The 22,584-nt window shown below is 39.6% G+C and carries 20 protein-coding genes; 12 read left to right on the top strand and 8 right to left on the bottom strand.

Annotation, left to right across the window (positions count from 1 at the left end):
* Nucleotides 1-8: 8 nt before the first annotated feature.
* The gene (locus J6I68_RS09075) at nt 9-1,319 is read right to left on the bottom strand and encodes an ATP-binding protein (RefSeq protein ID WP_292219818.1); all 1,311 of its coding nucleotides are present in this window, start codon (nt 1,317-1,319) and stop codon (nt 9-11) included.
* Between the two features lie 39 nt (nt 1,320-1,358).
* The gene (locus tag J6I68_RS09080) at nt 1,359-2,531 is read right to left on the bottom strand and encodes a replication initiation protein (RefSeq protein WP_292219819.1); all 1,173 of its coding nucleotides are present in this window, start codon (nt 2,529-2,531) and stop codon (nt 1,359-1,361) included.
* Nucleotides 2,532-5,562: 3,031 nt separating this feature from the next.
* Between J6I68_RS09080 and J6I68_RS09085 the strand changes: the two genes are divergently transcribed.
* Both J6I68_RS09085 and J6I68_RS09090 read left to right on the top strand, forming a co-directional pair.
* Entirely contained in the window at nt 5,563-6,390 is an 828-nt protein-coding gene (locus J6I68_RS09085; protein WP_292219821.1) for a ParA family protein, read from the top strand.
* Complete coding sequence (locus J6I68_RS09090; protein WP_292219822.1) at nt 6,390-6,938, top strand: hypothetical protein; 549 nt, start codon at nt 6,390-6,392, stop codon at nt 6,936-6,938. The genes J6I68_RS09085 and J6I68_RS09090 overlap by 1 nt, the downstream gene beginning before the upstream one ends.
* A gap of 94 nt (nt 6,939-7,032) precedes the next feature.
* Here the strand turns inward: J6I68_RS09090 and J6I68_RS09095 are convergent, their stop codons facing one another.
* Both J6I68_RS09095 and J6I68_RS09100 read right to left on the bottom strand, forming a co-directional pair.
* Complete coding sequence (locus J6I68_RS09095; protein WP_022766405.1) at nt 7,033-7,317, bottom strand: HU family DNA-binding protein; 285 nt, start codon at nt 7,315-7,317, stop codon at nt 7,033-7,035.
* Between the two features lie 176 nt (nt 7,318-7,493).
* A complete protein-coding gene (locus J6I68_RS09100) occupies nt 7,494-8,843 on the bottom strand; it encodes an MATE family efflux transporter (protein WP_292219823.1) in 1,350 nt (449 codons plus the stop codon).
* A gap of 402 nt (nt 8,844-9,245) precedes the next feature.
* Between J6I68_RS09100 and J6I68_RS09105 the strand changes: the two genes are divergently transcribed.
* Both J6I68_RS09105 and J6I68_RS09110 read left to right on the top strand, forming a co-directional pair.
* Entirely contained in the window at nt 9,246-9,611 is a 366-nt protein-coding gene (locus tag J6I68_RS09105) for a response regulator (RefSeq protein ID WP_292219824.1), read from the top strand.
* A 19-nt stretch (nt 9,612-9,630) separates the two neighbouring features.
* Entirely contained in the window at nt 9,631-10,035 is a 405-nt protein-coding gene (locus J6I68_RS09110) for an amino acid-binding protein (protein WP_292219826.1), read from the top strand.
* A 76-nt stretch (nt 10,036-10,111) separates the two neighbouring features.
* Here J6I68_RS09110 and J6I68_RS09115 read toward each other — a convergent pair whose 3' ends face one another.
* Nucleotides 10,112-10,894 carry a class B sortase gene (locus J6I68_RS09115; protein WP_292219827.1) on the bottom strand — a complete coding sequence of 261 codons (783 nt, stop codon included), beginning with the start codon at nt 10,892-10,894 and terminating at the stop codon, nt 10,112-10,114.
* Nucleotides 10,895-11,091: 197 nt separating this feature from the next.
* On the opposite strand from J6I68_RS09115, the gene J6I68_RS09120 reads away from it, so the two are divergent.
* From J6I68_RS09120 to J6I68_RS09135, 4 genes are all read left to right on the top strand, one after another.
* On the top strand, nt 11,092-11,388 hold the full coding sequence (locus J6I68_RS09120; RefSeq protein WP_292219829.1) for an STAS domain-containing protein: 297 nt from the start codon (nt 11,092-11,094) through the stop codon (nt 11,386-11,388).
* Nucleotides 11,389-11,454: 66 nt separating this feature from the next.
* On the top strand, nt 11,455-11,862 hold the full coding sequence (locus J6I68_RS09125; protein WP_292219830.1) for an ATP-binding protein: 408 nt from the start codon (nt 11,455-11,457) through the stop codon (nt 11,860-11,862).
* Nucleotides 11,863-11,883: 21 nt separating this feature from the next.
* The gene (locus tag J6I68_RS09130; protein WP_292219831.1) at nt 11,884-12,870 is read left to right on the top strand and encodes a helix-turn-helix transcriptional regulator; all 987 of its coding nucleotides are present in this window, start codon (nt 11,884-11,886) and stop codon (nt 12,868-12,870) included.
* 31 nt (nt 12,871-12,901) lie between these two features.
* Nucleotides 12,902-13,369, top strand: a complete 468-nt coding sequence (locus J6I68_RS09135) for a GNAT family N-acetyltransferase (protein ID WP_292219832.1) — start codon at nt 12,902-12,904, stop codon at nt 13,367-13,369.
* Here J6I68_RS09135 and J6I68_RS09140 read toward each other — a convergent pair.
* Together J6I68_RS09140 and feoB are read right to left on the bottom strand one after the other, a co-directional pair.
* Nucleotides 13,361-14,782, bottom strand: a complete 1,422-nt coding sequence (locus J6I68_RS09140; protein ID WP_292219833.1) for an MATE family efflux transporter — start codon at nt 14,780-14,782, stop codon at nt 13,361-13,363. The genes J6I68_RS09135 and J6I68_RS09140 overlap by 9 nt on opposite strands.
* Nucleotides 14,782-17,124: a ferrous iron transport protein B gene (gene feoB / locus J6I68_RS09145; protein WP_292219835.1), complete on the bottom strand. Its 2,343-nt coding sequence runs from the start codon at nt 17,122-17,124 to the stop codon at nt 14,782-14,784. The genes J6I68_RS09140 and feoB overlap by 1 nt, the downstream gene beginning before the upstream one ends.
* Nucleotides 17,125-17,524: 400 nt before the next feature.
* Here feoB and J6I68_RS09150 point away from each other — a divergent pair, with 400 nt between their 5' ends.
* The 3 genes from J6I68_RS09150 to J6I68_RS09160 all read left to right on the top strand — a co-directional run bounded on the left by J6I68_RS09150 (nt 17,525) and on the right by J6I68_RS09160 (nt 20,426).
* Nucleotides 17,525-17,830 (top strand): hypothetical protein, encoded by a 306-nt coding sequence (locus J6I68_RS09150; protein WP_292219837.1) that lies wholly within the window; start codon nt 17,525-17,527, stop codon nt 17,828-17,830.
* A gap of 1 nt (nt 17,831) precedes the next feature.
* Nucleotides 17,832-19,535 carry a putative bifunctional diguanylate cyclase/phosphodiesterase gene (locus J6I68_RS09155; RefSeq protein WP_292219839.1) on the top strand — a complete coding sequence of 568 codons (1,704 nt, stop codon included), beginning with the start codon at nt 17,832-17,834 and terminating at the stop codon, nt 19,533-19,535.
* 219 nt (nt 19,536-19,754) lie between these two features.
* Nucleotides 19,755-20,426 (top strand): hypothetical protein, encoded by a 672-nt coding sequence (locus J6I68_RS09160; RefSeq protein ID WP_292219841.1) that lies wholly within the window; start codon nt 19,755-19,757, stop codon nt 20,424-20,426.
* Between the two features lie 35 nt (nt 20,427-20,461).
* Here the strand turns inward: J6I68_RS09160 and J6I68_RS09165 are convergent, their stop codons facing one another.
* Nucleotides 20,462-21,946 carry a carboxypeptidase M32 gene (locus J6I68_RS09165; RefSeq protein ID WP_292219842.1) on the bottom strand — a complete coding sequence of 495 codons (1,485 nt, stop codon included), beginning with the start codon at nt 21,944-21,946 and terminating at the stop codon, nt 20,462-20,464.
* Between the two features lie 129 nt (nt 21,947-22,075).
* Here J6I68_RS09165 and J6I68_RS09170 point away from each other — a divergent pair.
* A partial coding sequence (locus J6I68_RS09170; protein ID WP_292219843.1) for a putative ABC transporter permease occupies nt 22,076-22,584 on the top strand: 509 nt, incomplete at its 3' end.

Consider the following 22,584-nt stretch of genomic DNA (forward strand, 5'->3'; position numbering starts at 1 on the left):
TATATTTGTTATATAACATTCTTCCCCAACAGATGATCTACGAACTGCTGAGCAGTCCTTCCAGAGATGCCTCCATGGTTCATTTCCCACCTGTCAGCCTCAAGTTTTAGCTGATCAGGATCAATCTTAAGACCATTTTTCTCAGAAAGAGCCACAACAATCTCATAGAATTCCTGTCTTGAAGGCTTGTAATAGCCAATTGTAACGCCGAATCTGTTAGCCAGCGAGAGCTTCTCCTCCATGGTATCAGATCTGTGGATATCACCGTCCTGCTCCACATCGGACCTGTCACGCCAGGTCTCCTTGATAAGATGCCTTCTGTTGGAAGTAGCATATATCAGGATATTATCCGGTCTTGTCTCTACTCCGCCCTCTATAAGAGCCTTTAGGAACTTGTAATCGGATTCATCCTCTTCAAACGACAGATCATCCATGTAGATGATGAACTTGTAATTTCTGTTCTTGATCTGGGCAATTACCTGGGAAAGGAACCTGAACTGATACTTGTATATCTCGATCATCCTAAGTCCCTCTGAGTAAAACTCGTTGACTATCGCCTTGATACTGGTAGACTTGCCAGTTCCGCTATCGCCAAACAAAAGGACATTATTAGCCCTTTGTCCCCTTACAAAGGCCTTGGTGTTAGCGATAAGCTTCTCTTTTTGCAGCTCGTATCCAACAAGATCATCAAGTACCACAGTGTCCATATTGTTGATGGGCATAAATTCCACGTTCCCACCTGGAAGATCCCTGAACCTGAAGGCCTTGTTAAGACCAAAGGCGCCTACTCCAATATCCCTGTAAAAAGAGGTTACTACCTCGAAGAAATCCTCTACAGTCTCTGTCTTTTCGAGCTTTTCGCTAAGGCCCCTAACCTTTTCGCTTACGTTCTTATTGTACATAAGCTGTGGCTTTTCAATTGCTTTATAGTTTGTTATGCAGCTGAAGCAATCGATATCAAGGTCTTTCTCAAGTTCTGTAAAATCATAGTTAAAAAGCTCTTTAAAGGCCTTAAAATCGCTTTTAGCGAAGTGATTGACACTTCCATCCTTCCATCCGACTTTTTCGCAGGTTAAGGTAAAAGGATTCTCGCTCATGATAAGAATATAGGTCAGGTAATTGTGCCATAGATTTTTATCAAAGGCACAAGCTGTCCCAAGCTCTAACAAACGCTTTATCTGCTTATAACATCTGCTAATAAGATCCTCTTTTGAATACTGGCCGCTGTGGTAATCACTATAGACTTTTGACAGCTGCATGAGAATAGAATCTTCCGGTAAATCCCCAAAAATCAGAAGTTTTGCTACGACTTTTTCCATACATCTCCCTTATATATGTTATATATCATATATGTGTTATCAGTTATCTAGAAGTTGTTTCTCAAGTTCCTCGAAGTTATAGTCTCCGCGCTGCTCAAAGTCGTTAAAAGTATTCTTTTTAGCCCTGAACTTGGTGGTCTTGTTGTTATAATATTCGTTCTTGATACAATCCTTCATGAAGGCAATTGGCACATCTATAGGCTTGGTGTAACTGTTCATGTACTCATAAGACTTTTTGATCTTGTCAAAATCATATTCTGCAAGCTCTGCCAGCTCCCTGATCTCTCTTAACTTGAAATCATCGTGCATAAGATCGATAAGATCGTCTAATATCTCATCCTTGTTAATTGGAGCCTCTGTACTTGCTTTTGCTACCTCTGCATCCTTCTTGGTAACAAAGAATCTGATACCCTCAGTTTTACGACCGTTTTTGATAGGTTCGTAGTCAACCTGGATGCTGGTCTTCTGATTCAGCTCCTCTTTTGCCTTGGAAAGTACGTTCCTGTTAAAGATCTTGTACTCTTTATACTTGGTCTGGCCGGTCTTCTCAGCAAGTTCATCGATCCTGTCATAATCAGGATACTCTTTTTCAAGCTCAGCCTTGATCTCCTTGCTTCCTCCGGAATTGATAATGCCAAGCTCAAGCTTAAGTTCTGTAAGCTTGTATTCAAGCACCATCTCACCCTGCATCTTGCTAATGGCTCTCTGGTAGTCATAAGCAGACTTGAGCATCTCATATAATCTGAGGGAATATACACTCTTAAGGCTTAAGGTATCAGCAAGGCTCAGAACTGTGTAATCCTTCTGAAGATTGACTATCTTATCAGTAAGAGAGTTATTATAACGAAGAGTCAGAGTACCATTTTTAAACGAGGCATCAGTAACCACCTGATGTGCCTCGATCTTACCATTTTCCTTGTCCTTCATAAGAAGGTTCCAGTCAAATATTGTTGATCCCTTGATCTGTCTGTCGCATAGCGCCTCAATATGCTCATAAAGAGATCCAGAACTCGATTTAAACATCTTACGAAGTTCTGTACCATATATAGTAGCAACTACGTTATTGGTCTCATCAACCTTAATATTCTGCATTCCAATGGCGAAAAGCTTCTGGCTAAGAGCTGTACCCTTTCCCATTGCATTGATAAGCTCATTGGATTTCTTGTAAGTCTTCTTACTTACAATAAGCTGGTCTCTCTTTTCGTTTTGCATAGATAGGATTCCTTTTTTGTACACCTATTGATATAATCAAGGTGTTCCTTTTTTATTCACCTTTAAAGTCTAAAGAATAAATAACATTCCCTTTTTATAAACCTTAATTCTATTATATTCCCTTTTTTGTCACTTTCAAGCTGTTTTTTACAATATTTTGTGTGCAAATAGGCTTAAAACCACAATATTCTATTAACCCTTTTAGTCAATCTATTTTGTTCCCTTTTTATGCACCTTTGATAATATGTGCGCCCCTTATCGTCACTTTTGACCATTTTATATTAATCTAATCAGTCAAATTTATTCCCTTTTAGGTCACCTTTACAGACTCACTTGCGCGCTTTTTGGTCCCCAAGACGAATAATTTGTATCTAAATCTTTATATTTACCTGATTTTAGAACTTAAATTTTAGATCCAGACTATCTTTACCTTCTCAAAAATGGCTCTTTTAACGAAATATACCAGGAAATATATAGCATTCCCTTTTTAGTCACCTTTAATTCCCTTTTAAGTACCCACAACTCTTCTTTTCTTGAAATATGCGGGTTTTGAAGGGCTTTAAGAATGAAATGAAATCCATGATCTTAACGCAGCATAGGCATTTATAGATATATTTATAGATATAGTTCTAAATATCCACTCAGAATTCATTACTGGCAAAACAATGGATTTATCGGAAAATCTTAATAAAATGGCATTCCCTTTTTGGTCACCTTAACATTCCTTTTTTGGTCACCTTTGCTCTTCTGTATGTTCTCAACCCCTGTATTTGTGCGGCTTTTAGACATATATGTCTTTTATCGCCAGTTGTTCCCTTTTTGGTCACCTTTTAGTCCTTTTTAGGTAACTTATCATTCCATTAAGTATCACCTGTACACTACATCATCCATACCCTATTTGTTCACCTGAAAATCCCTATCATGTCACATTCTGTTCCCTTTAGCTTCACTATTCATCCCCTTTTTGTACACTTTAAAAAGCTAAACATCAGTATTCATCAGCATTCTTTGACATTTTAATTAATAAACAATTGTATGTTTTAAAAAAATAATAAAAAACAACTGATCCAGTTGCATAAATACTGCTTTTAAATCATATATTGCAATCGAATAGATTTTTTCTTGCAACAAAAAAGAGACAAAATATACTAGTTTTGCCTCTAAAAATAACATTTAAACTATATTATACAATAATAATTATGAATTTAATTTCAACTGAAATTAGTTGAAACAGACTAATTAATTCTAATAATAATTATTTATATTTCAAACGAAATTTATCATTTAGATAACACATGTAACTAAAATAAATTCTATAATTTATCTAGTTTCAATTATCAATTGAATTATCTCAGATAGTACATTGTAATTAACAAATCAACTGATAAGAAAAAATACCCTGAATTGCAATTGACTAATTAGGTAAATTAAATATTGATACAAATCAATATAATTATAAACAGGCTATAATAATTAATTCTAAATATAATAGAACTAAAATAATTCGATAGATATAGATTAGGTAACAATTGATATTATATAGAAATACTAAATCTGTTTATAATTTGATGAATGTACACTTGCAATTGATGGATTACTAAAATTCACATTCTAAACAGCATCCTAAAACTGCCCTATTTATGCGACTTATGATATAATCCTGAAGATTTATACTCTTGCATCAATTTGTTACACGTAATTTTGTTTATAAAGATTTTATAAAATTAGTTTTTTGAGTATTAAATGCCAGGGAAATACTTATTTATTACTCTTAAAATCTAATACAAAGAAAAATAATTAAAATCACTACAAACTTGATGGATATTAATGCTTTTTTCTATTTTCGGCCAAATCTGGGTCCGAGGCTCCTAACAAAAGAGATCCAAAACTAATTGATCCCCAAATAAGCAAACATAACACATCTAACATATATATGATACTACAAATACATAACAAATACAACATATTTAATATATATTATATATTCGAAATACATAATATAATTAATACATTTAATATATAAATAAATAATAACATAATTAACAAATATAAGATAGATAAAATATAAAACAAATAGTAAACATATAACATATATATTATAAATAATAACAATATCTAACATATACAATATATAACAAATATAAAATATAGAATAAATATAAAATTACAAATATATAATATATAACAAATATAATATATGTAATTTAAATGAAACATTTAATTTATTTAATATATGTGCTATAAATAATATATGCAATATATTTAATATATATTATTTACATACAATAACATATATCATAAATATAGAATATAGATGATATATAACGTATAGATAGAAAAAAGATATTTGAATATAATTGATATGATATATAACATATATAATATAAATGGTTTATAAGTTGTTGATGATATATATTCTGGGCTTAATAAAAAAGAATGATGTAAGCGATGATATTTATCTGTCCAGTATATTGCTGATAAATAATAAATTAAGAAAACGCAGTAACCATGCGGGTTTAGCAAAAGAACAATTTTAGAAATGATATATAACATATATAGCATTTCTATGTATGAAAAGCGTCAATGAATAGCAAGTTTTGATAGACAGGATACGAGATCAGGTCCTGGAAGGGACAATATTCAGAATCAGCATGGACAAAACAGAATAAAATCATATACCGAAACTTTGATTAGTTTAGATTTAAATGATATATATGATATATAATAAATTAGAGTCGAATAGTACTAGAATAAAATCACTAGAAAACATAAAGATAAATATATAATATAAGTTATATAACATATAAAAAACAATTATAGTAAGAATTTGAATACTGTAATGTTATATAACATAAATAAGCTATATGACAACAACAAAGTCTATTATTGGATCACGATGATATATAACATATATGATGTGTATAATTCATAGAAAATATATTTCTTATATTTTTCATATTATATATTGAAAATAAATATCCTGAGACTTATAATTATTTTTGGAGAAAATGAAATAGTAAGGGGAAGAAGTATGCGTATTGTTGCTTTTAGTAATCAAAAAGGGGGAGTAGCTAAGACTACTTCAAGTTATGCTATGGCTGTTGGCCTTGCTAAGAGAGATTTTAAGGTCCTTGTGATCGATGCAGATCCACAGGAAAATCTCTCAATGACCGCTGGAATCGATTTAAATGAGATAGATCCTGATCCAGAGGATATTGAGAAGCTTACAGCTGAACAGCAGGAATATTTCTATAAAAATGTACCAGCCAAGCTTTTTGAGGTCATGAAGGGGGAAAAGGACATAAATAAGGCCATAATTCCTATTGCAGAGAATTTAGACCTTATTGTAGGTGGAATTGATCTTGCATCCGCTGATATGACCTTTGGAGCTCTTGGAAGAGAGAGACTTATCAAGGAAGCCTTCAGTAAGCTCAAGAACAAGTACGATTTCTGCATATTTGACTGTAGCCCGGCTCTTGGCGTTGTTCTTATGAATATACTTACAGTCGCTGATGAGGTGATTATTCCTCTTGAGCCTGGTGCATATTCTCTTCAGGGATTATCAAGACTGTATAAATTCATCGATCAAATCCATGATTTCACCAATGACAAGCTTAAAGTAGATGGAATCCTTGTAACTAAGGTCAGAAACACAGCAAATTCCAAGATTTGGATCAATGATATAGAGGAAAAAGCTGAGCTTTTAGGTACAAAGGTATTTAAGTCCAAGATCAGACTTAATGTATCAGTAGAAGAGGCTCAGACAATGAAGATGGATATTTTTGAGTATGCTGGGGGATCAGCTGCTGCAAGAGATTATGATGACTTTATTGATGAATTTCTGGAGGAGGATGAGTGATGGCAAGCAAAGCAAGTATGTTGAAGCAGGGGGCAAATAAAACTGGAAAAGGTTTATTTGCAGGAATGACCAAGCTGGAAGCCAGAGAGGAAGCACCTTTAAACGAAGTTGAAGTAACAAGCGATATTGATAAAGTGACCGAAGAAGTCAACGAACCAGAACCAGAAATTGTTAAGCCTGTAGAAGTAAAAGAGCCGGAAGCGGTTAAGACTGTAGAACCTGTTAAAGAAGCCCCTGTAGAAGCTGTAAAGGTCGTAAAAGAGGTTAAAAAGGAAGAAGAGGAAGAAATTAATACAAGTATTAATAAAGCTGTAGAAGAGCCTAAAACACAGAAAGAAAAGGCAAACAGCAGATACGAGAAAGAGAAATTCCTTCTTCTTGATGTAAGAGGATATAGAGACTACGTTGAACATATGGCTAAGGCTGCTAATATGTCTGCAACTAAGTATATTAGAAATCTTATTCAGCTGGATATGGACAAGAATATGGATATCTATGAAGCTCACAAGGCCTTAGAAGAGAAGTTAAGAGGCAGAACAGGCAACTAAACCAGTTCTTTTATATGATAAGCAGATAAATCCAGAAAAAATGCCAATAAAAAACCCTTGGATCAAAGGATCCAAGGGTTTTATTTGTCATAAATTATTTCTTCTTGCCGTTAACAGCATCCTTGAGTGCCTTACCAGCTTTGAACTTAGGAACTGTAGCTGCAGGAATCTTGATAGCTGCGCCAGTCTGAGGATTCTTACCAGTTCTAGCTGCTCTCTTAGCAGTCTCGAATGTACCGAAGCCTACAAGCTGAACTTTTCCCTTTTTCTTGAGCTCTTTTGAAACAGCATCTGTGAAAGCCTTAACAGCCTTCTCTGAATCTTTCTTTGAAAGACCAGTTTCCTTTGCGATAGCATCAACAAGTTCTGTCTTATTCATGGATTATACCTCCCTCAAATGTGAGTAATTTAACTACTAAACAAGATTCTACGACATTAAAATGTCGATTACAATAGTTTAAAGACGAAAAAATGCCAAAAATAAACATGTTTTTTAGTGCACAATTCTGAAAAAGCGCTACAGTATTGACTTTTTACAAAAAAGTGTTCTAAAACTCACAGTGTTGCTACTTTTTCCTTATACAGCTTCCTAAAGAAGTAGGAGGATAGTACAAGTGACATAAGCTCAGCGAAAGGAAAAGCCCACCACACAAGATCGATGACTCCGGTCTTGGAAAAAAGCCATGCTACTGGGATAAGAACGACAAGCTGTCTTCCAACTGATACGATAAGTGAATAAAGGCTCTTTGAAAATGCCTGAAATATTGAACCCATTGCAATACATACACCTGCAAGAGGGAATGACAGGCAGATTGTCCTAAGGGCTGGCACTCCGATCGCAAGCATGTCTTCTGATGCTTTAAAGAAGGACAGGAGCGTTTCAGGGATTGCAAGGAATGTGATACAGCCAATGACCATGATGGAAACAGCCAGTATCAATGAGAACTGCAGAGCTTCCTTAATTCGGCCTTTTCTTCTTGCGCCATAATTATATGCAAGAACTGGAATTAAACCGTTATTTAGGCCAAATACTGGCATAAAGAAGAAACTCTGAAGCTTGAAGTAAACTCCAAATACAGCAGTTGCAGTAGAAGAGAAACTTCCAAGTATCAGGTTCATAAGGTAAGTCATGGCAGAACCAATGGACATCATGAGCATTGAAGGAATGCCTACGTAGTAGATCTCAGAAATTGTATCCTTTTCGGGTTTTAATACCTTCTTAAGAGAAATATTTATTTCATTATTGAACTTAATATTGCAGTAAAGACCAATTGAAGCACCAATGAGCTGGCCTAAAACAGTAGCATAAGCGGCTCCGGCAACACCGAGCCTTGGGAATGGTCCGATACCAAAAATAAGCAGAGGATCAAATATAATATTGATGATTGCTCCAGTAGCCTGAGAGATCATGCTGTAAATAGTCTTACCAGTGGACTGAAGGAGCCTTTCGAAGGTCATCTGGAAAAAGATACCAAAGGAGAGGCAGGATACTATCTGGAGGTAAGTTGCACCGTATTCAATGATCTGAGGATCTGTTATCTGGGTTTTGATAAAAGGCCTTGCAAAAAAGATTCCAATTAACAAAAAGATCACAAAATTCATAAATGTGAGAAAAAGCCCGTTGTTTGCAGCGGAATCTGATTTGTCAAATTTCTTTTCACCAAGGGAGCGGGATAAAAGGGCATTAATACCAACGCCTGTACCAGAACCAACTGCGATCATGAGATTCTGAAGTGGGAATGCAAGTGTTACAGCAGTAAGTGCTCCCTCACCAATTCTTGCGACAAATATACTGTCTACAACGTTATATAATGCCTGTACAAGCATGGAGATCATCATTGGAAGTGACATGGATATAATCAGTTGTTTTACAGGCTGTGTGCCCATTCTGTTTTCTTTAGTCATATGTATTTCCTTTATTCATTTCTTTGATTTACGGATAGCTAGTATATCAGAAAAAATGCCTTATATAAAGAATCATTTCAATAAATAAATTTCATGATAGATATAGCTTTTTAAAAATCTATTGCAGAAAACACATAATGTTCACAATATTGAGCTTTATTTAATGGAGTGAAAAATAAAATTATGTTAAATTCTCTATGCTCAATTGATCTGAGCTATTCTTTCTTCTTTTTAATTCTCTTAATGCAAACTCGTTCTGAGAGCATTATAGGTTCATCCTGCAGCGCATTGTCATTATGAAATGTTTCAGAAAGCAGTGCGTTGCGTCTTTTTTTCTCAAATTATAAATGTTAATATAAATTATAAGGACTTTTTGACGGGCGTTTCCGAGAAGGAGGCTAAATGAAAAAGAAAGTGCTAATCGCTGATGATACTGCATTGATGAGAGAGCTCATAAGGGGAGCTTTACCTGCAGAAGAGTATCAGATTGTAGGTGAAGCAACTTCTGGCGACCAGGCTATAGAGAAATACAAGGAAACTAAGCCTGATGTCATGCTCCTTGATATCAATATGCCCAAGATGAATGGAATTGACGCACTTGGTGAGATCATTAAGATCGATCCTGATGCTAAGATCATTATGTGCTCTGATCAGAAATATGAATCCATGATCATGATGGCACTTAAAAAAGGTGCAAAGGACTTTGTCATTAAGCCATTTACTTCATATGACATTCTCCTTGCAGTAAAAAAGCTATTTGGAGAATAAAGGACAAAAGGGGAGAGAGATGTTAAAACAGGTATCGATTTACGCAGAGAATAAGAAGGGGTGTTTTCAGAATATCACTGGTCTTTTGAACGACAACAGTATCAATATCCTGGGATCAGTAACCAATGACTCTGCAGAGTATGGAATCATCAGGATGGTCGTTTCAGATCCTGAAAAATGTGTAGAGGTTCTCAAGAACAACGGTTATATCTGCAAGACCACAACAGTACTTGCGGTTGAGTGTCCAGATGAGGTTGGTGCACTTGATAAGATCCTAAAGACACTGTATTCAAGCAATATCAATGTGAATTATATATACCTTTCATTCAACAGAGATTCAGGTCTCCCTATCATGGTAATGCATACAGAGGATGTAGCCCAGGTGGAGAATATCCTGATAAACAAAGGTTATAACTGCATTTGACATCAAAAAAGAGTCCCGTAAAAGGACTCTTTTTATTTATTATATAAATGTTATATAACATATCTAATACATATAATCAGTTCTGAGCCCAGGCATTTACTTTAGCTGCGTGGATCACGAATCTGCGTCCGCTTCCAGATCTTCCACTACAGGTGGAAAGAGTGAGAAGACAAGGATGATTGCTAAGATCTAAGGATTCAGGCTTCTTAAATGCAGTATGACTGTAGATATATTTAAGGAAATCCTCGTATTCCTCATCGTTAGTAACAACCTTGTAGGCGTCGCTTCCAACGTTGGTTACATAGAAAGCGAATATCTGGTACTGATAAATAGCTTTTTCTGTATATACATAGATATAAGGGTTCTGCTTGATGTTTTCCTGATCTTCAGTCTGATTGAGCTTTTTGAGCTTACCAAACATGGATCCGTTTCTCATGTTGTGACCAAAAACGATATCGTGATATCCGGTGAAATCTTCAGTACTGAGAACGTCTGTGAAAAGACACCCTGCCTTATTTGGGGTTCCATCAAAGGTTGTGCGCAGATACTGGTCGATCTCATTTTCGTGAACAACAGGATAACTGATGTCAAAATAAGGGAAATAGAGCCAGGCCACAAAGTCAGGATTGATGGACTCAAGCTCGCTATATCTTATCTGCATAGGTGGATAGTTGGCACCTTCTGGAAGCTCGCTGGGTGAAGTCTCTGAAACTACATCATCAATGAGCTCTTCATACTCGGTGTCAGCCACATCGTATTCCTTGTTATCATTATATAAACCGATACTTTCGTAAACGATTACCCCAATACATATCAAAAAAACGATTATTCGAAAAACTTTACTTCTAAGAATTTTCATAGTTGGAAACCCTCTCAACACAGTAGTTTCTATATAATTCTATATCTCAAAATAATGTAAATCAAGAAAACCTTAAGATATTAGAAAAAATTTAGTTTTTATAGTGATAAAAAAGTATATAATTAATTTATGGTTTACCATTAATGCACTATAATAATATTTGTAATTGTGATAATTCGACTATGGAGGAGAAATTCATGACTATTAACAAAACACTAAACGGAAGCGAGCTTACAATATCCCTTACAGGAAGGCTTGACACAACAACTGCTCCACAGCTGGATGATGAGCTCAAGACATCGCTTGAAGGTGTAGAAAAGCTGAGCTTTGATTTCTCAGGGCTTGAGTATATTTCTTCAGCAGGACTCAGAGTTCTTTTGTCTGCTCAGAAGGTTATGAATAAGCAGGGCAGCATGATCGTTAAGAACGTAAGTGAAGAGATCAGTGAAATATTTGAAGTTACAGGATTTGTAGATATCCTTACAATCGAGTGATGATGATAAAGCCTTTCTTCATCAAAGAGAAAGGCTTTTTTGTAGCAGCCTAAAAAGGACATGAATATGAAAGAACTAAAGATCGACGCTACAATTCAAAACCTGGATGAAGTGCTGGCTTTTCTCGATGGTGAGCTTGAAGCTATGGAATGCGGAATGAAGGAGCAGATCCAGCTTGATGTAGCTGTTGAGGAGATATTTGTCAATATAGCAAGCTACGCCTATACACCAAATACAGGCTATGCACTGATACAGATCAATGAACTGGGCGACCCTAAGAGGGTACAGATCACTTTCGTTGACGAAGGTGTTCCATATGATCCCCTTGCCAAGGAGGACCCAGATGTTACTTTGTCCGCAGAAGAGAGACAGATCGGCGGGCTTGGTATTTATATGGTCAAAAAGAGCATGGACAACATGACCTATGATTATAAGGATAATAAGAATATCCTGACTATTGAAAAGAATATCTGATAACACGCTGGGGGCGTTATCATGCCAAAGGGAAGCAATCAAAAGCTTAAACTCTATTACTTATACAAAATACTTCACGACAAGACAGACGATAACCATAAGCTTACGATGCCTGAGATCCAGGAGCATCTGGAGGCAGTAGACGTCACAGCAGACAGAAAGAGTCTTTACGATGATCTAAATGCCCTTAGAGAGCTTGGATTTGATGTCATCGGTGAAAAAGATGGCAGAAACTTCTACTATCACATGGGTAGCAAAGAGCTCGAAATAGCCGAGCTCAAACTTCTTGTGGACGCGATTCAGTCGTCCAAATTCATTACGGAAAAGAAATCGAGTGAACTTATCAAGAAGCTTACAGGTTTTGTAAGTGATTTTGAGGCGTCCGGACTTAAGCGACAGGTTGTGGTCCAGGGACGTATCAAAACCATGAATGAAAGCATCTACTATACCGTAGATGAGCTTCATAGCGCCATCAGCTACAACAAGATGATCAAATTCGATTATCTTAAGTGGAACCTCAAAAAAGAGATGGTGAAAAGAAAAGATGAGAAGTACGAGGTAAGTCCCTGGGCCCTTAGCTGGGACGACGAAAACTATTACCTCATCGCATATGATGCAGAAGCAGACAAGATCAAGCATTACAGGGTCGACAAGATCCGAAATGTGGAGATTTTGGAGTCTAAGCGTCAGGGAAAAGAGCATTTCCAGAATTTTGATATGGCAGCCTACGCCAGGATGAATTTTGGTATGTTTGGCGGAAAAGAAGTAAAGGTAAAGCTTAGATTTTCCAATGACATTGTTGGCGTTCTTTTAGACAGGTTTGGAAAAGACATTACCATAAGGCCTACTAATGAAGAGGACTGGTCAGAAGCCAACGTTGATGTGGCTCTGTCAGATCAGTTCCTGGGATGGGTCTTTTCCCTTGGGACCAATATCAAGATTGTTGGACCAGAGGAAGTGGTACAGAGATTTACAAGTGATATTAACGCGATTAAAGGCATGTATTAGCTTCTAAAATTAAATTGTTGGGGAAATTATAGTGGAAATAAGAAGAGCTCAAAAAAAGGACGTAGAAGGCATTTTAAAGCTGCTTGTGCAGGTGAACATGGTCCATCATGTTGGAAGACCTGATCTTTTTAAGGGACCAACTACTAAATATTCCAAGGAGGAGCTTAATGAGCTGATCCTTCAGGATGATAAGCCAATATTTGTGTGTGTCCAGGACGAAGAAGTTCTTGGGCACGCTTTTTGCGTTTTTCAGGAACACAAAGGCGAAAGGCTTTTGGAAGACTGCAAGACTCTTTATATCGACGATATCTGTGTTGATGAAAACAGAAGAGGAGAGAGCGTTGGAAAAAAGCTCTACAGCTATGTTGAAGAGTTTGCGAAAAAAGAAGGCTGTCACAATATAACCTTAAATGTCTGGGAGTGTAATCCCGGTGCCAGAGCGTTTTACGAGAAAATGGGCATGGGAGTACAAAAAACAGGCATGGAAAAGCTACTGTAACTGGACCTTCACAATTCTTGACCTGCTTACAGGCTTGAAATACAGACGAAGAAGAAACAGAGCGCCCCTTACTGTGATATCGATGCACATTGCGGTCCAAACGCCAGGAAGGCCAATTCTTGGAGCCAGGATCGATGCAAGGGTAAGGCGGACAGCCCACATACTGATGAAATTGATGACTGATGGGCCTAGAGTGTCGCCAGCTCCCCTAAATACACCAGTTCCTACGATTGATGCAGCAAACATAGGCTCTGCGAAGGCTTCGATGCGAAGAACCTTGACGCCCAGGGCCTGGATCTCAGGATCCTTGGTCATAAGTCCAAGAAGCTGCGGTGCAAATACATACATCAGGATTCCTGTTCCTGTCATAACAAGCATTCCAAGAGCTGTTGCAAGCCACCCAAGGCGGTTTGCAAGCTTTTTTCTTCCTGCGCCAAGTGTCTGGCCAATGATGGCTGTTGCGGCGCTGGCTATGCCATATCCAGGCATATAGCAAAGTCCCTCTGCTGTAATTGAAAAAGAGTTGGCTGCAAGAGCTATGTTACCAAGTGGTGATACGATCTTTGTTACCATTACGTAGCCTATGCCCATGATCCCCTGCTCGATACCGACAGGAATTGCAATCTTAACAGCTGTCTGAAGCTCGGACAGAGTAAATGGTACCTTGGCTTCTTTTCTAAGGTGCAGGAGAGGCGAGCGGACAAGCAGAAAATATAGCATAACAACCGCTATGAATCCCTCAGACATGGCTGTACCAAGGGCTGCTCCGGCTATTCCAAGGCCTGCGCCTGGTATCACGAGTTTTTTTCCAAAAATGATTGCTGGTCTTGTGGGGAAGATCAAGATAAAGTTGAAAAATACGTTAAGAAAGCATCCTATAACGTTGAGGATGCTGGGAGTCCTGATATTACCGCTGCACTGGAGCATTCCTGAAGATACGCCGCACAGGTGTATGAGTGGAAGAGCAGCGCCAAAAATGCGGAAATATGTGGTGGAACCTTTAGCTATAGTCTCATTTCCTCCAAGCCAGAAGGGGAGGCTCTTACTGATAGCAAGGCAGATAAGGGCGATAGTAAGGCTAAAACACAAAACTGCAATAAGGCCGTGCTTTGCAATTCCTCTTGCCTTGGCATCGTTCTTGGCACCGATAGAGTGGGCTACCTGAACGGTAAAACCGGTGCTTACAGCGTTGCAGATACCGCCAATAAGCCAGGTGGTAGAAGAAACAAGGCCTATTGCAGCTGAAGGGTCTGCCCCAAGCCTTCCTACCATTGACTGGTCAACATATTCCATTATCACTGTGGAAATTTGTGAAAAGATAGCGGGAATACTGAGCATGGTTATCATGATCACCTGCTCAGCAAAAGTCATTTCCTCGCCATTTCTGATCTTCTCAAAATAATCAACTTTCATTACTGCATTCCTAAAGCCATTCCAATTAGTCTAACAATAAGGGCTGCCAGCCATGCGACACTGCACTGCCACAAAACTACGCAAAGAGCCCATTTTTTTCCAAGTTCTCTTGATATTGCAGCTACTGCAGCAACACAAGGAGTATAAAGGAGACTGAATGTTAGCATTGATGCGGCTGACAGAGCTCCAAGGGATGCAAGGCCGTCGCTAAAGAGGGTTTCCATAACGGAAACGACACTTTCCTTTGCCATGAATCCACTGACAAGGGAGGTTACGATCCTCCAGTCTCCAAGGCCGATTGGCCTCATAACTGGCACAAGTATGCCAGAAATTGCAGCAAGGATGCTGCTGTGTGAATCTGCCACCAGGTTAAGGCCAAAGTCAAAGCTCTTAAGGAACCATACAACAATGGTTGCAACCAGGATTATAGAAAAGGCACGGCTTAAGAAGTCCTTGGCCTTCTCCCACAGAAGAAGTATCACGCTTTTGGGGGTGGGGATACGGTAATTTGGAAGCTCCATAACAAATGGAACTGCCTCGCCCTTAAACAGTGTGTTCTTTAAAAGGTAAGCCATGATGATGGCTGTAATTATGCCAAGAAGGTACAGTCCTGTGATGATGATCCAGCTCTGCCTTGGGAAAAAGGCTGCTACGAAAAATCCGTAGATAGGGAGCTTGGCGGTACAGGACATAAATGGCGTCAAAAGTATGGTCATCTTGCGGTCTCGCTCACTTGGAAGGGTTCTTGTGGACATAACTGCAGGAACTGTGCAGCCAAATCCAAGGAGCATAGGCACAATGCTGCGGCCTGAAAGACCCATGTGCCTAAGGAGCTTATCCATTACAAAGGCGACTCTTGCGATGTATCCGCTGTCTTCTAACATGGACAGGAAGAAGAACAGGATGACGATGATAGGAAGGAAGCTGACAACAGTGCCCACACCTTCAAATATTCCATCAAGTATAAGGCTCTGGATAGTGGCATTTACTCCTGTCATCACCATGGTGGAGTGGATAAGTTCTTTAAGTGAATCTATGGCAACCTCCAACAGGCCTTGGAAAAATGGACCTATCAGGAAAAATGTCAGGTAAAAGACAAGTGCCATTATGTCAATAAACATCGGTATTGCAGTATATCTGCCAGTGAGGACTTTGTCAATCTTCTGACTTCGAATATGTTCTTTGCTTACGTGGGGCTTGATGACACAGTTGTCACACACTCTTTTTATGTAGTCAAAACGCATGTTGGCTATAGCTGCACTGTGGTCAAGTCCGCACTCTTTTTCCATCTGAAGTATAATGTGCTCAAGAAGCTCTTTTTCATTGGTATCAAGGCCCAGCTTGTCAGCCATTTCCTCTTCGCCTTCAAGGAGCTTGCTTGCAGCAAAACTGACAGGTATATCAGCAGCCTTGGCGTGGTCCTCTATAAGGTGGCTCACAGCGTGGAAAGCCCTGTGAACGGCGCCGCCTCTGTCGTCAGGGCTACAGAAATCCTGTGGGATAGGGCGCTCTTGGTTTCTGGCAACGTGAATCGCGTGGCGCACAAGCTCGTCAACGCCTTCATTCTTGGCAGCTGAAATTGGAACTACAGGAACACCAAGCATTGCCTCCATGGTGTTAACGTCAACAGTTCCACCATTTCCCCGCATTTCATCCATCATGTTAAGGGCAACTACCATGGGAATGTTCATCCTAAGAAGCTGCATTGTCAGATAGAGGTTACGTTCTATGTTGGTGGCATCAACGATATTTATGATGCCCTTTGGTTTTTCTTCAAGAACAAAATTCCTGGAAACCTGCTCCTCGCTTGAATATGGAGACATTGAGTAGATTCCTGGAAGGTCAGTTATAAGGGTATCCTCGTGGCCCCTGATCACACCGTCTTTCCTGTCCACAGTAACTCCAGGGAAGTTACCTACGTGTTGGTTAGATCCTGTGAGCTGGTTGAAAAGAGAAGTCTTGCCGCTATTCTGGTTACCAACAAGGGCAAAAGTAAGCGTTGTTCCAGCAGGAAGTGGATCTCCGCTTCCCTTTGGGTGGAATCTTCCTTCTTCACCAAGTCCCGGGTGCTCAGTTTTCTTTAAGGTCTTTGGGGCATCGTCTTCCAAAGCGCCTTTTTCTATAGACTCTATTTCTATTTGCTGTGCGTCAGCAAGGCGCAGAGTGAGCTCATACCCATGGATCCGAAGCTCCATTGGGTCTCCCATAGGTGCAAATTTAATTGTAGTTACCTCTGCTCCTGGGATAACACCCATGTCAAGAAAGTGTTGACGGAGGGCACCCTGGCCCCCTACAGTAAGAATCCGGGCTGACTGACCCGGCTTTAAAGCGTTTAAGTTCATATTGATTTTCCTCTTACCAAAGAAAATACCACATTTTAAGACACAATAAAAGAGCTGGTATAGTAGCCAGCTCTTTTCATGCCCGTTAAGGGCGTCCATCCGGTAGAAAAAGTTCTACGCTTTGGAAGTCAGCTGCAGTGACGCAGGTTAACTCCCTTCATGGATATTATTTCTAATTCCATACACCCCTCCTGATCCACAAAATACAACATCTTGTATTCTATACTGGAATTATATACTACATGTTCAAAAAATAGTATTAAAATAATATAAAATTTTATAAAAGATTAAGGTTTCTTTTATCATAAATAACGCATGCTATATATCATGACGTGATATTATAGTATGTATGAAATTATCGTTATTATGATATTTCAAAAAACACTTTAAGGAGATTGACATGGCGGGAAGAGAAGAACTTATCAATCAGCTTGCAGCCAAGATGGGCGCTGGAGATTTTGCACAGACAAAATACACTGAGTCAAGGTATGATGCTCAGACAGGAACTCTTTATTGTGACGGTATCATGATCACTAAGCCAGTCATTGAGAAGGCGGAGCAGTATTTTAAGAATTTGAAATCGAAATGCAGCTATACAGACCCTGCTTCCAGAGAAATGGCAATGATATATCAGGTTGCCATAGAAGGTATAAAGGTCATCCGTGCTAGCGGACAAGAAACAATGAAGGAAGACAGGAGCAATTAATATGGCATTTAGTCAGCGGCTTATTGAGAACATTAAGACTCTTTTGCATTCAGCTGCAATGGAGAATCTGAATCACGATCTGTATAGAGCGATCTGTGAGGAGCTTCACGTTGTAAAAATGTATTACGAGATGGACCTGGGTGACGAAGACAGATATCGTAACCACAGGACTGGTGAGCTTGTGATCGCTGCAAAAGAGGTAGATAAGCAGCTTGTTTTATTTGATTCTGGAAAAAAGAGTGGATTTTCCAGGCAATACAGGTATTATTACGAAGGCTACGAGTATGTTCACGCTTATATAGAGTTCGAAGAGGGAGTCAAAGAGGAAGAACTTGATGATTCTGTCTACGATCTTTGTGCTGACCTGGTCTACATTCTTGCAAGCAGAGAGAATCTGCGAAGGATGCTGGACTTTGCAGAAACGTCTGACGTTCTTACAGGTATTCCAAACCTTGCATACTGCCAAAAAAAATATGACAAGATGCTTCAAAATGCTGATCCCCATGATTTTCTGCTTCTTAGGATAAATCTGCGCAATTTTAAATATATAAATGAGGTTGCAGGAGCTGGAGCCGGGGACGAGGCCATTATCCAGTATTCACGCAAGCTCTTCAGGACTATTGAGGACGATGAGGGATTGTGCCGTCTTGGCGGAGACAATTTCGTTGCATTTATCCATAAGGAAAACTCAAAAAAATTCCTTAAAAAAGTGTCTTCTATCACGATCAACAAGTTAAAGGCTGCTCCAAACAACCAGTTTGAGATAGGTGCCTGGGTTGGAATTTCAAGCCTTGCTGACGATGAGGAGAAGAACTTCTTAGAAAGGCTTAACGATGCCAATGTTGCCTGCGGAATAGGTAAGAGCAGGCTTAAGCAGGATGTTGTTTTTTACGGTGATAACTTAAAAGAGATGGTCATGCAGGGAAGGGATATCATTGCAGCCTTTCCAGCTGCAGTTAAAGGCCATGAATTCAAGCCATTTTTCCAGCCAAAGGTTGATATGAGAACTGGTGAGCTTGTAGGATTTGAGGCGCTGTGCCGATGGCTTCACGATGGTCATTTTATCCTTCCGGATCAGTTTGTGCCTATTCTGGACAGGGAAGGACTTATCCCGGATCTTGATCTTACGATCTTTAACGAGACCTGTAGGGCCATAAGAAGTTGGAAGGATATGGGACTTAATCCCCCAAGGATATCCAGTAACTTCTCAAGGAAAAATCTCTTTGTTCCAAGGTTTGAAAACAAGATCTTAAGGGTCCTTGAAGATAATGGCCTTGAAGCAGAAGATGTTGAAATTGAGATAACAGAGAGTACCAAGGATATTGAGTATGACAGGCTTATTGATTTTGTAAAGAATCTCAAGGAAAAGGGACTGTTCATCTCCATCGACGATTTTGGAACTGGTTATTCTTCACTGTCTCTTTTGCATAATATCGAGGCTGATATTATCAAGATCGACAAGTCCTTTACGGACATGGTCACAGAAGACAGAAAGTCTGCAGTCCTCATTGAAAGCGTAATAACTATCGCCAGGAAATTGGACATGCAGACTATAGCTGAAGGTGTTGAAACTAAAGAACAGGGCAAAATGCTCATGGAAATGGGCTGCAATTTTGCCCAGGGCTTTTATTACTCAAAGCCTGTAGACTATCAGGATGCTACAGAGCTTATCAAAAAGAATCCGTTTAAACCAATTACTGATTGATAAAATATACATTCATACCAAGCTGAACTGACTCGTAGGCGGTGTCGTACACCTCCTGCGAGTTTTCTTTTCTCCGGTTGAAAGATCTATGCAAAATTATAAGAGGGGAAGGGGATTTTTCAAACCAGGGATGCTATAATGCTAAAGGTTAATTTTTTGCAACATTTTGGTACGCCCAGTTGTATTAAAGTTAGAACATTAAAGAAACGGGGGAGAACTATGAGCGTACATGATTATTCTGAAGGTGGAATTCCAAAGACCATAGAGGAGCTTAAGGATTACTGCGACAGAAATGGCTTTACATCAAGTAAGACCAGGTTTTTTGTGGGATTTAACTATCAGGGGCCCAAGGCATTTGGAATTTATAAGGATGAAGCTACGGGAGAGTTCGTAGTTTACAAGAACAAGGCAGATGGCACAAGAGCCGTCCGCTACCGCGGAAATGACGAAGAGTTTGCGGTAGTCGAACTCTATGACCGCCTGCAGTCTGAGATTGCCAACCAGAAGCTCAACTATGCAGCTGACATGGCTGCCAGAGAAAGAAACAAATACGAAGAAGCAGATGCCTACAGCAGCATCAAGAACTTCAACATCAATGATTATCCGCTTAAGTCAGACTACAGCAGCATGCCTGAAGGATCAAGCTACTTGGGAGGCTACGGAAATGAAGGCGGATCTGGTGGAAAGAATCCACTGGGCCTTGTAATTGGCTTTATAGCCATGATCCTGTCCCTTTTGTTTGGCCTTGCAGGAGTGGGAGGCGGCGGAGGCGGTGGATACCGCAGCGGCTACAATTCAGGCTACAGCAGTAGCTACGACTATGATTACGACTCCGGATGGAGTTCAGACAGCTGGGATTCCGGCTATACAGACTGGGATTCAGACTGGTAAAAAATTAAAGCGCCTCGCGAAGCGAGGCGCTTATTTTATGCAGAATACTTATTCTTGAAATACTTTATAAGTGGCTCAGCTGTCAGCTCTTTTCCGCAGACAGTCTTAAGAACTTCACTGGAGATCCTTGTGGATCCGTACTGGTGGATGTTTTCCTTAAGCCATGCAGTGATCTTTTTGATATCCCCTGCTGCAAGGATGTCATCAATACTGCCAAGGTCTTTTTCAATGGCCTCAAGGAACATTCCATCGTAGATGCTTCCAAGAAGGTATGAAGGGAAGTAGCCAAAGCTTCCGTCAGACCAGTGCATGTCCTGAAGGACGCCTTCAGCGTCATTTTTTGGAGTTATGGATAAAAGCTCTTCCATTTTCCTGTTCCAGAGTGCAGGAAGGTCCTTTACTTCTACATTTCCATTAAAGATCTCACGCTCGATCTCATATCTTAAAATGACGTGGAGACAGTAGGTAAGTTCGTCTGCTTCGGTTCTGATAAAGCTCTTTTCTACTGAATTGATCTCCTGATAAAACTCCTCTAAAGTAACGTCTTTGAGCTCTGGGATCATCTCAGTCATCTGTGGCCAGATTGGCTTCCAGAAGTTGATGTTGCGGCCAAGGATGTTCTCATAGAACCTTGATTGGCTCTCATGGAGGCCCATGTAAGGAATGGCGCTGCCTTCTGTACCTTCATACTTGTGATCGATATTCTGCTCAAAGATAGCATGGCCACCCTCGTGGATAGCTGAGAAAAGTGGCTCAATGAAGTTATCTTCCTTGAAGTGGTTGGTGATCCTCACATCATCAAGGTTCATGTTGGTTGTGAAGGGATGCTCAGTCTCGCCAAAGGCGATCCTTGTCATGTCCATTCCCATATATTCAACGAGGAATCTGCAGACCTTGTCCTGTACGTGGGCAGGAACCTTAAAGCGGAACTTGCTGTGGTCAGGAGCTTTGCGGCTTGTTACCTCCTCAACCAGAGGAACCAGCTCTTTTCTAAGATCCCCAAATACGCGGTCGATGGTCTCCTGAGTCATTCCCTCTTCGAACTGGTCAATAAGTGCGTTGTAGACCTGTTTGTCGGGATTTACGTAGCTGTGGTACTTTTTAACTGCCTCGATCACGGCTTCAAGCTCTTTTTCAAACTTGGAGAAGTCGCTTGCTCTTTTGGCGGAGGGCCAAACGATGCTGGCTTTTGTTGTGGCCTTTACATACTCTTCAAAGACCTCCTGAGGGAGCTTTCTCATCTTTTCAAGGTCTCTTTTGTTTCGCTTTATGTCAAACTGCATAACGTCATCGAGCTTGTTAAACTCCGCTGGCTCTGCGAGTTTGCAGACAAGATCGAAGGTCTCGTCGCTGGTTGAGAGCTTAAAAATCTCAGTTTGGAAATAGTTTATGGCCTCAGCAAGCTTTTCCATACCGCCTTCCGGGGTTGTGGTCTCCTTGTCCCAGTTCATAAGTGAAGCTGCGTGGCCAAGGTAGCTTATTTTCTTTTGTTTTTCTTTGTACTGTTCTAGTAATGTCATGTGGTCTCTCCTATAGTTATAAATCTTGGATTAGTATAGCATAGGAGTCCCTTTAATTGGCTTTTTCTTTTTGGCTGTTATAATAGAAAAAGAGTTTTTTATCATTTTTTAGAAGACCGAGGAAAAGAAATGGTAATCGCACAGTATTTTGTTGAATTCATGTTTTATAGCTTTTTAGGCTGGGTATGGGAGTCCATTTACTGCACGGCCAAGGAAAAGAAGTGGGCGGACAGAGGATTTCTTTTTGGCCCAATATGCCCAATTTACGGTTCATGCGTTGTAGTGGCATCTGCAGTATTTAGCTCAATAGACGTGCTAAGATCGCCGGATTTCCCTATCTGGGGAATATTTATACTATGCTACATAGGAAGTGCAGTAGCGGAATTTGCCACATCCTGGGTGCTGGAAAAGCGCTTTAACGCCAGATGGTGGGATTACAGCGAGCTGCCATTTAATATCCAGGGAAGGATCTGTGTTCCAGTAAGCATTGCATTTGGTCTTGCTGGTGTAGCTGTAGTTAAGTTCCTTATCCCTGCTATTGAGGGAGTTCATGAGGTAGTAAGCCCTGTTGTCTACGAAGTTTTGGCAATTATCCTTGCTGCCATATTTGGTGCGGATTTTGCCCTTACTGAGGCCAG

This window comes from Butyrivibrio sp. (assembly GCF_017940685.1).
Lineage (GTDB): Bacteria > Bacillota > Clostridia > Lachnospirales > Lachnospiraceae > Butyrivibrio.

Bases quoted from the DNA above. Each gene is read 5' to 3' on its own strand.
- J6I68_RS09120 (WP_292219829.1), top strand. From the start codon at position 11,092: ATGACTATTAACAAAACACTAAACGGAAGCGAGCTTACAATATCCCTT.
- J6I68_RS09150 (WP_292219837.1), top strand. From the start codon at position 17,525: ATGGCGGGAAGAGAAGAACTTATCAATCAGCTTGCAGCCAAGATGGGC.
- J6I68_RS09095 (WP_022766405.1), bottom strand. From the start codon at position 7,317: ATGAATAAGACAGAACTTGTTGATGCTATCGCAAAGGAAACTGGTCTT.
- J6I68_RS09075 (WP_292219818.1), bottom strand. From the start codon at position 1,319: ATGGAAAAAGTCGTAGCAAAACTTCTGATTTTTGGGGATTTACCGGAA.
- J6I68_RS09140 (WP_292219833.1), bottom strand. From the start codon at position 14,782: ATGAAAGTTGATTATTTTGAGAAGATCAGAAATGGCGAGGAAATGACT.
- J6I68_RS09160 (WP_292219841.1), top strand. From the start codon at position 19,755: ATGAGCGTACATGATTATTCTGAAGGTGGAATTCCAAAGACCATAGAG.
- J6I68_RS09115 (WP_292219827.1), bottom strand. From the start codon at position 10,894: ATGAAAATTCTTAGAAGTAAAGTTTTTCGAATAATCGTTTTTTTGATA.
- J6I68_RS09090 (WP_292219822.1), top strand. From the start codon at position 6,390: ATGGCAAGCAAAGCAAGTATGTTGAAGCAGGGGGCAAATAAAACTGGA.
- feoB (WP_292219835.1), bottom strand. From the start codon at position 17,124: ATGAACTTAAACGCTTTAAAGCCGGGTCAGTCAGCCCGGATTCTTACT.
- J6I68_RS09155 (WP_292219839.1), top strand. From the start codon at position 17,832: ATGGCATTTAGTCAGCGGCTTATTGAGAACATTAAGACTCTTTTGCAT.
- J6I68_RS09085 (WP_292219821.1), top strand. From the start codon at position 5,563: ATGCGTATTGTTGCTTTTAGTAATCAAAAAGGGGGAGTAGCTAAGACT.
- J6I68_RS09080 (WP_292219819.1), bottom strand. From the start codon at position 2,531: ATGCAAAACGAAAAGAGAGACCAGCTTATTGTAAGTAAGAAGACTTAC.
- J6I68_RS09125 (WP_292219830.1), top strand. From the start codon at position 11,455: ATGAAAGAACTAAAGATCGACGCTACAATTCAAAACCTGGATGAAGTG.
- J6I68_RS09130 (WP_292219831.1), top strand. From the start codon at position 11,884: ATGCCAAAGGGAAGCAATCAAAAGCTTAAACTCTATTACTTATACAAA.
- J6I68_RS09110 (WP_292219826.1), top strand. From the start codon at position 9,631: ATGTTAAAACAGGTATCGATTTACGCAGAGAATAAGAAGGGGTGTTTT.
- J6I68_RS09165 (WP_292219842.1), bottom strand. From the start codon at position 21,946: ATGACATTACTAGAACAGTACAAAGAAAAACAAAAGAAAATAAGCTAC.
- J6I68_RS09105 (WP_292219824.1), top strand. From the start codon at position 9,246: ATGAAAAAGAAAGTGCTAATCGCTGATGATACTGCATTGATGAGAGAG.
- J6I68_RS09100 (WP_292219823.1), bottom strand. From the start codon at position 8,843: ATGACTAAAGAAAACAGAATGGGCACACAGCCTGTAAAACAACTGATT.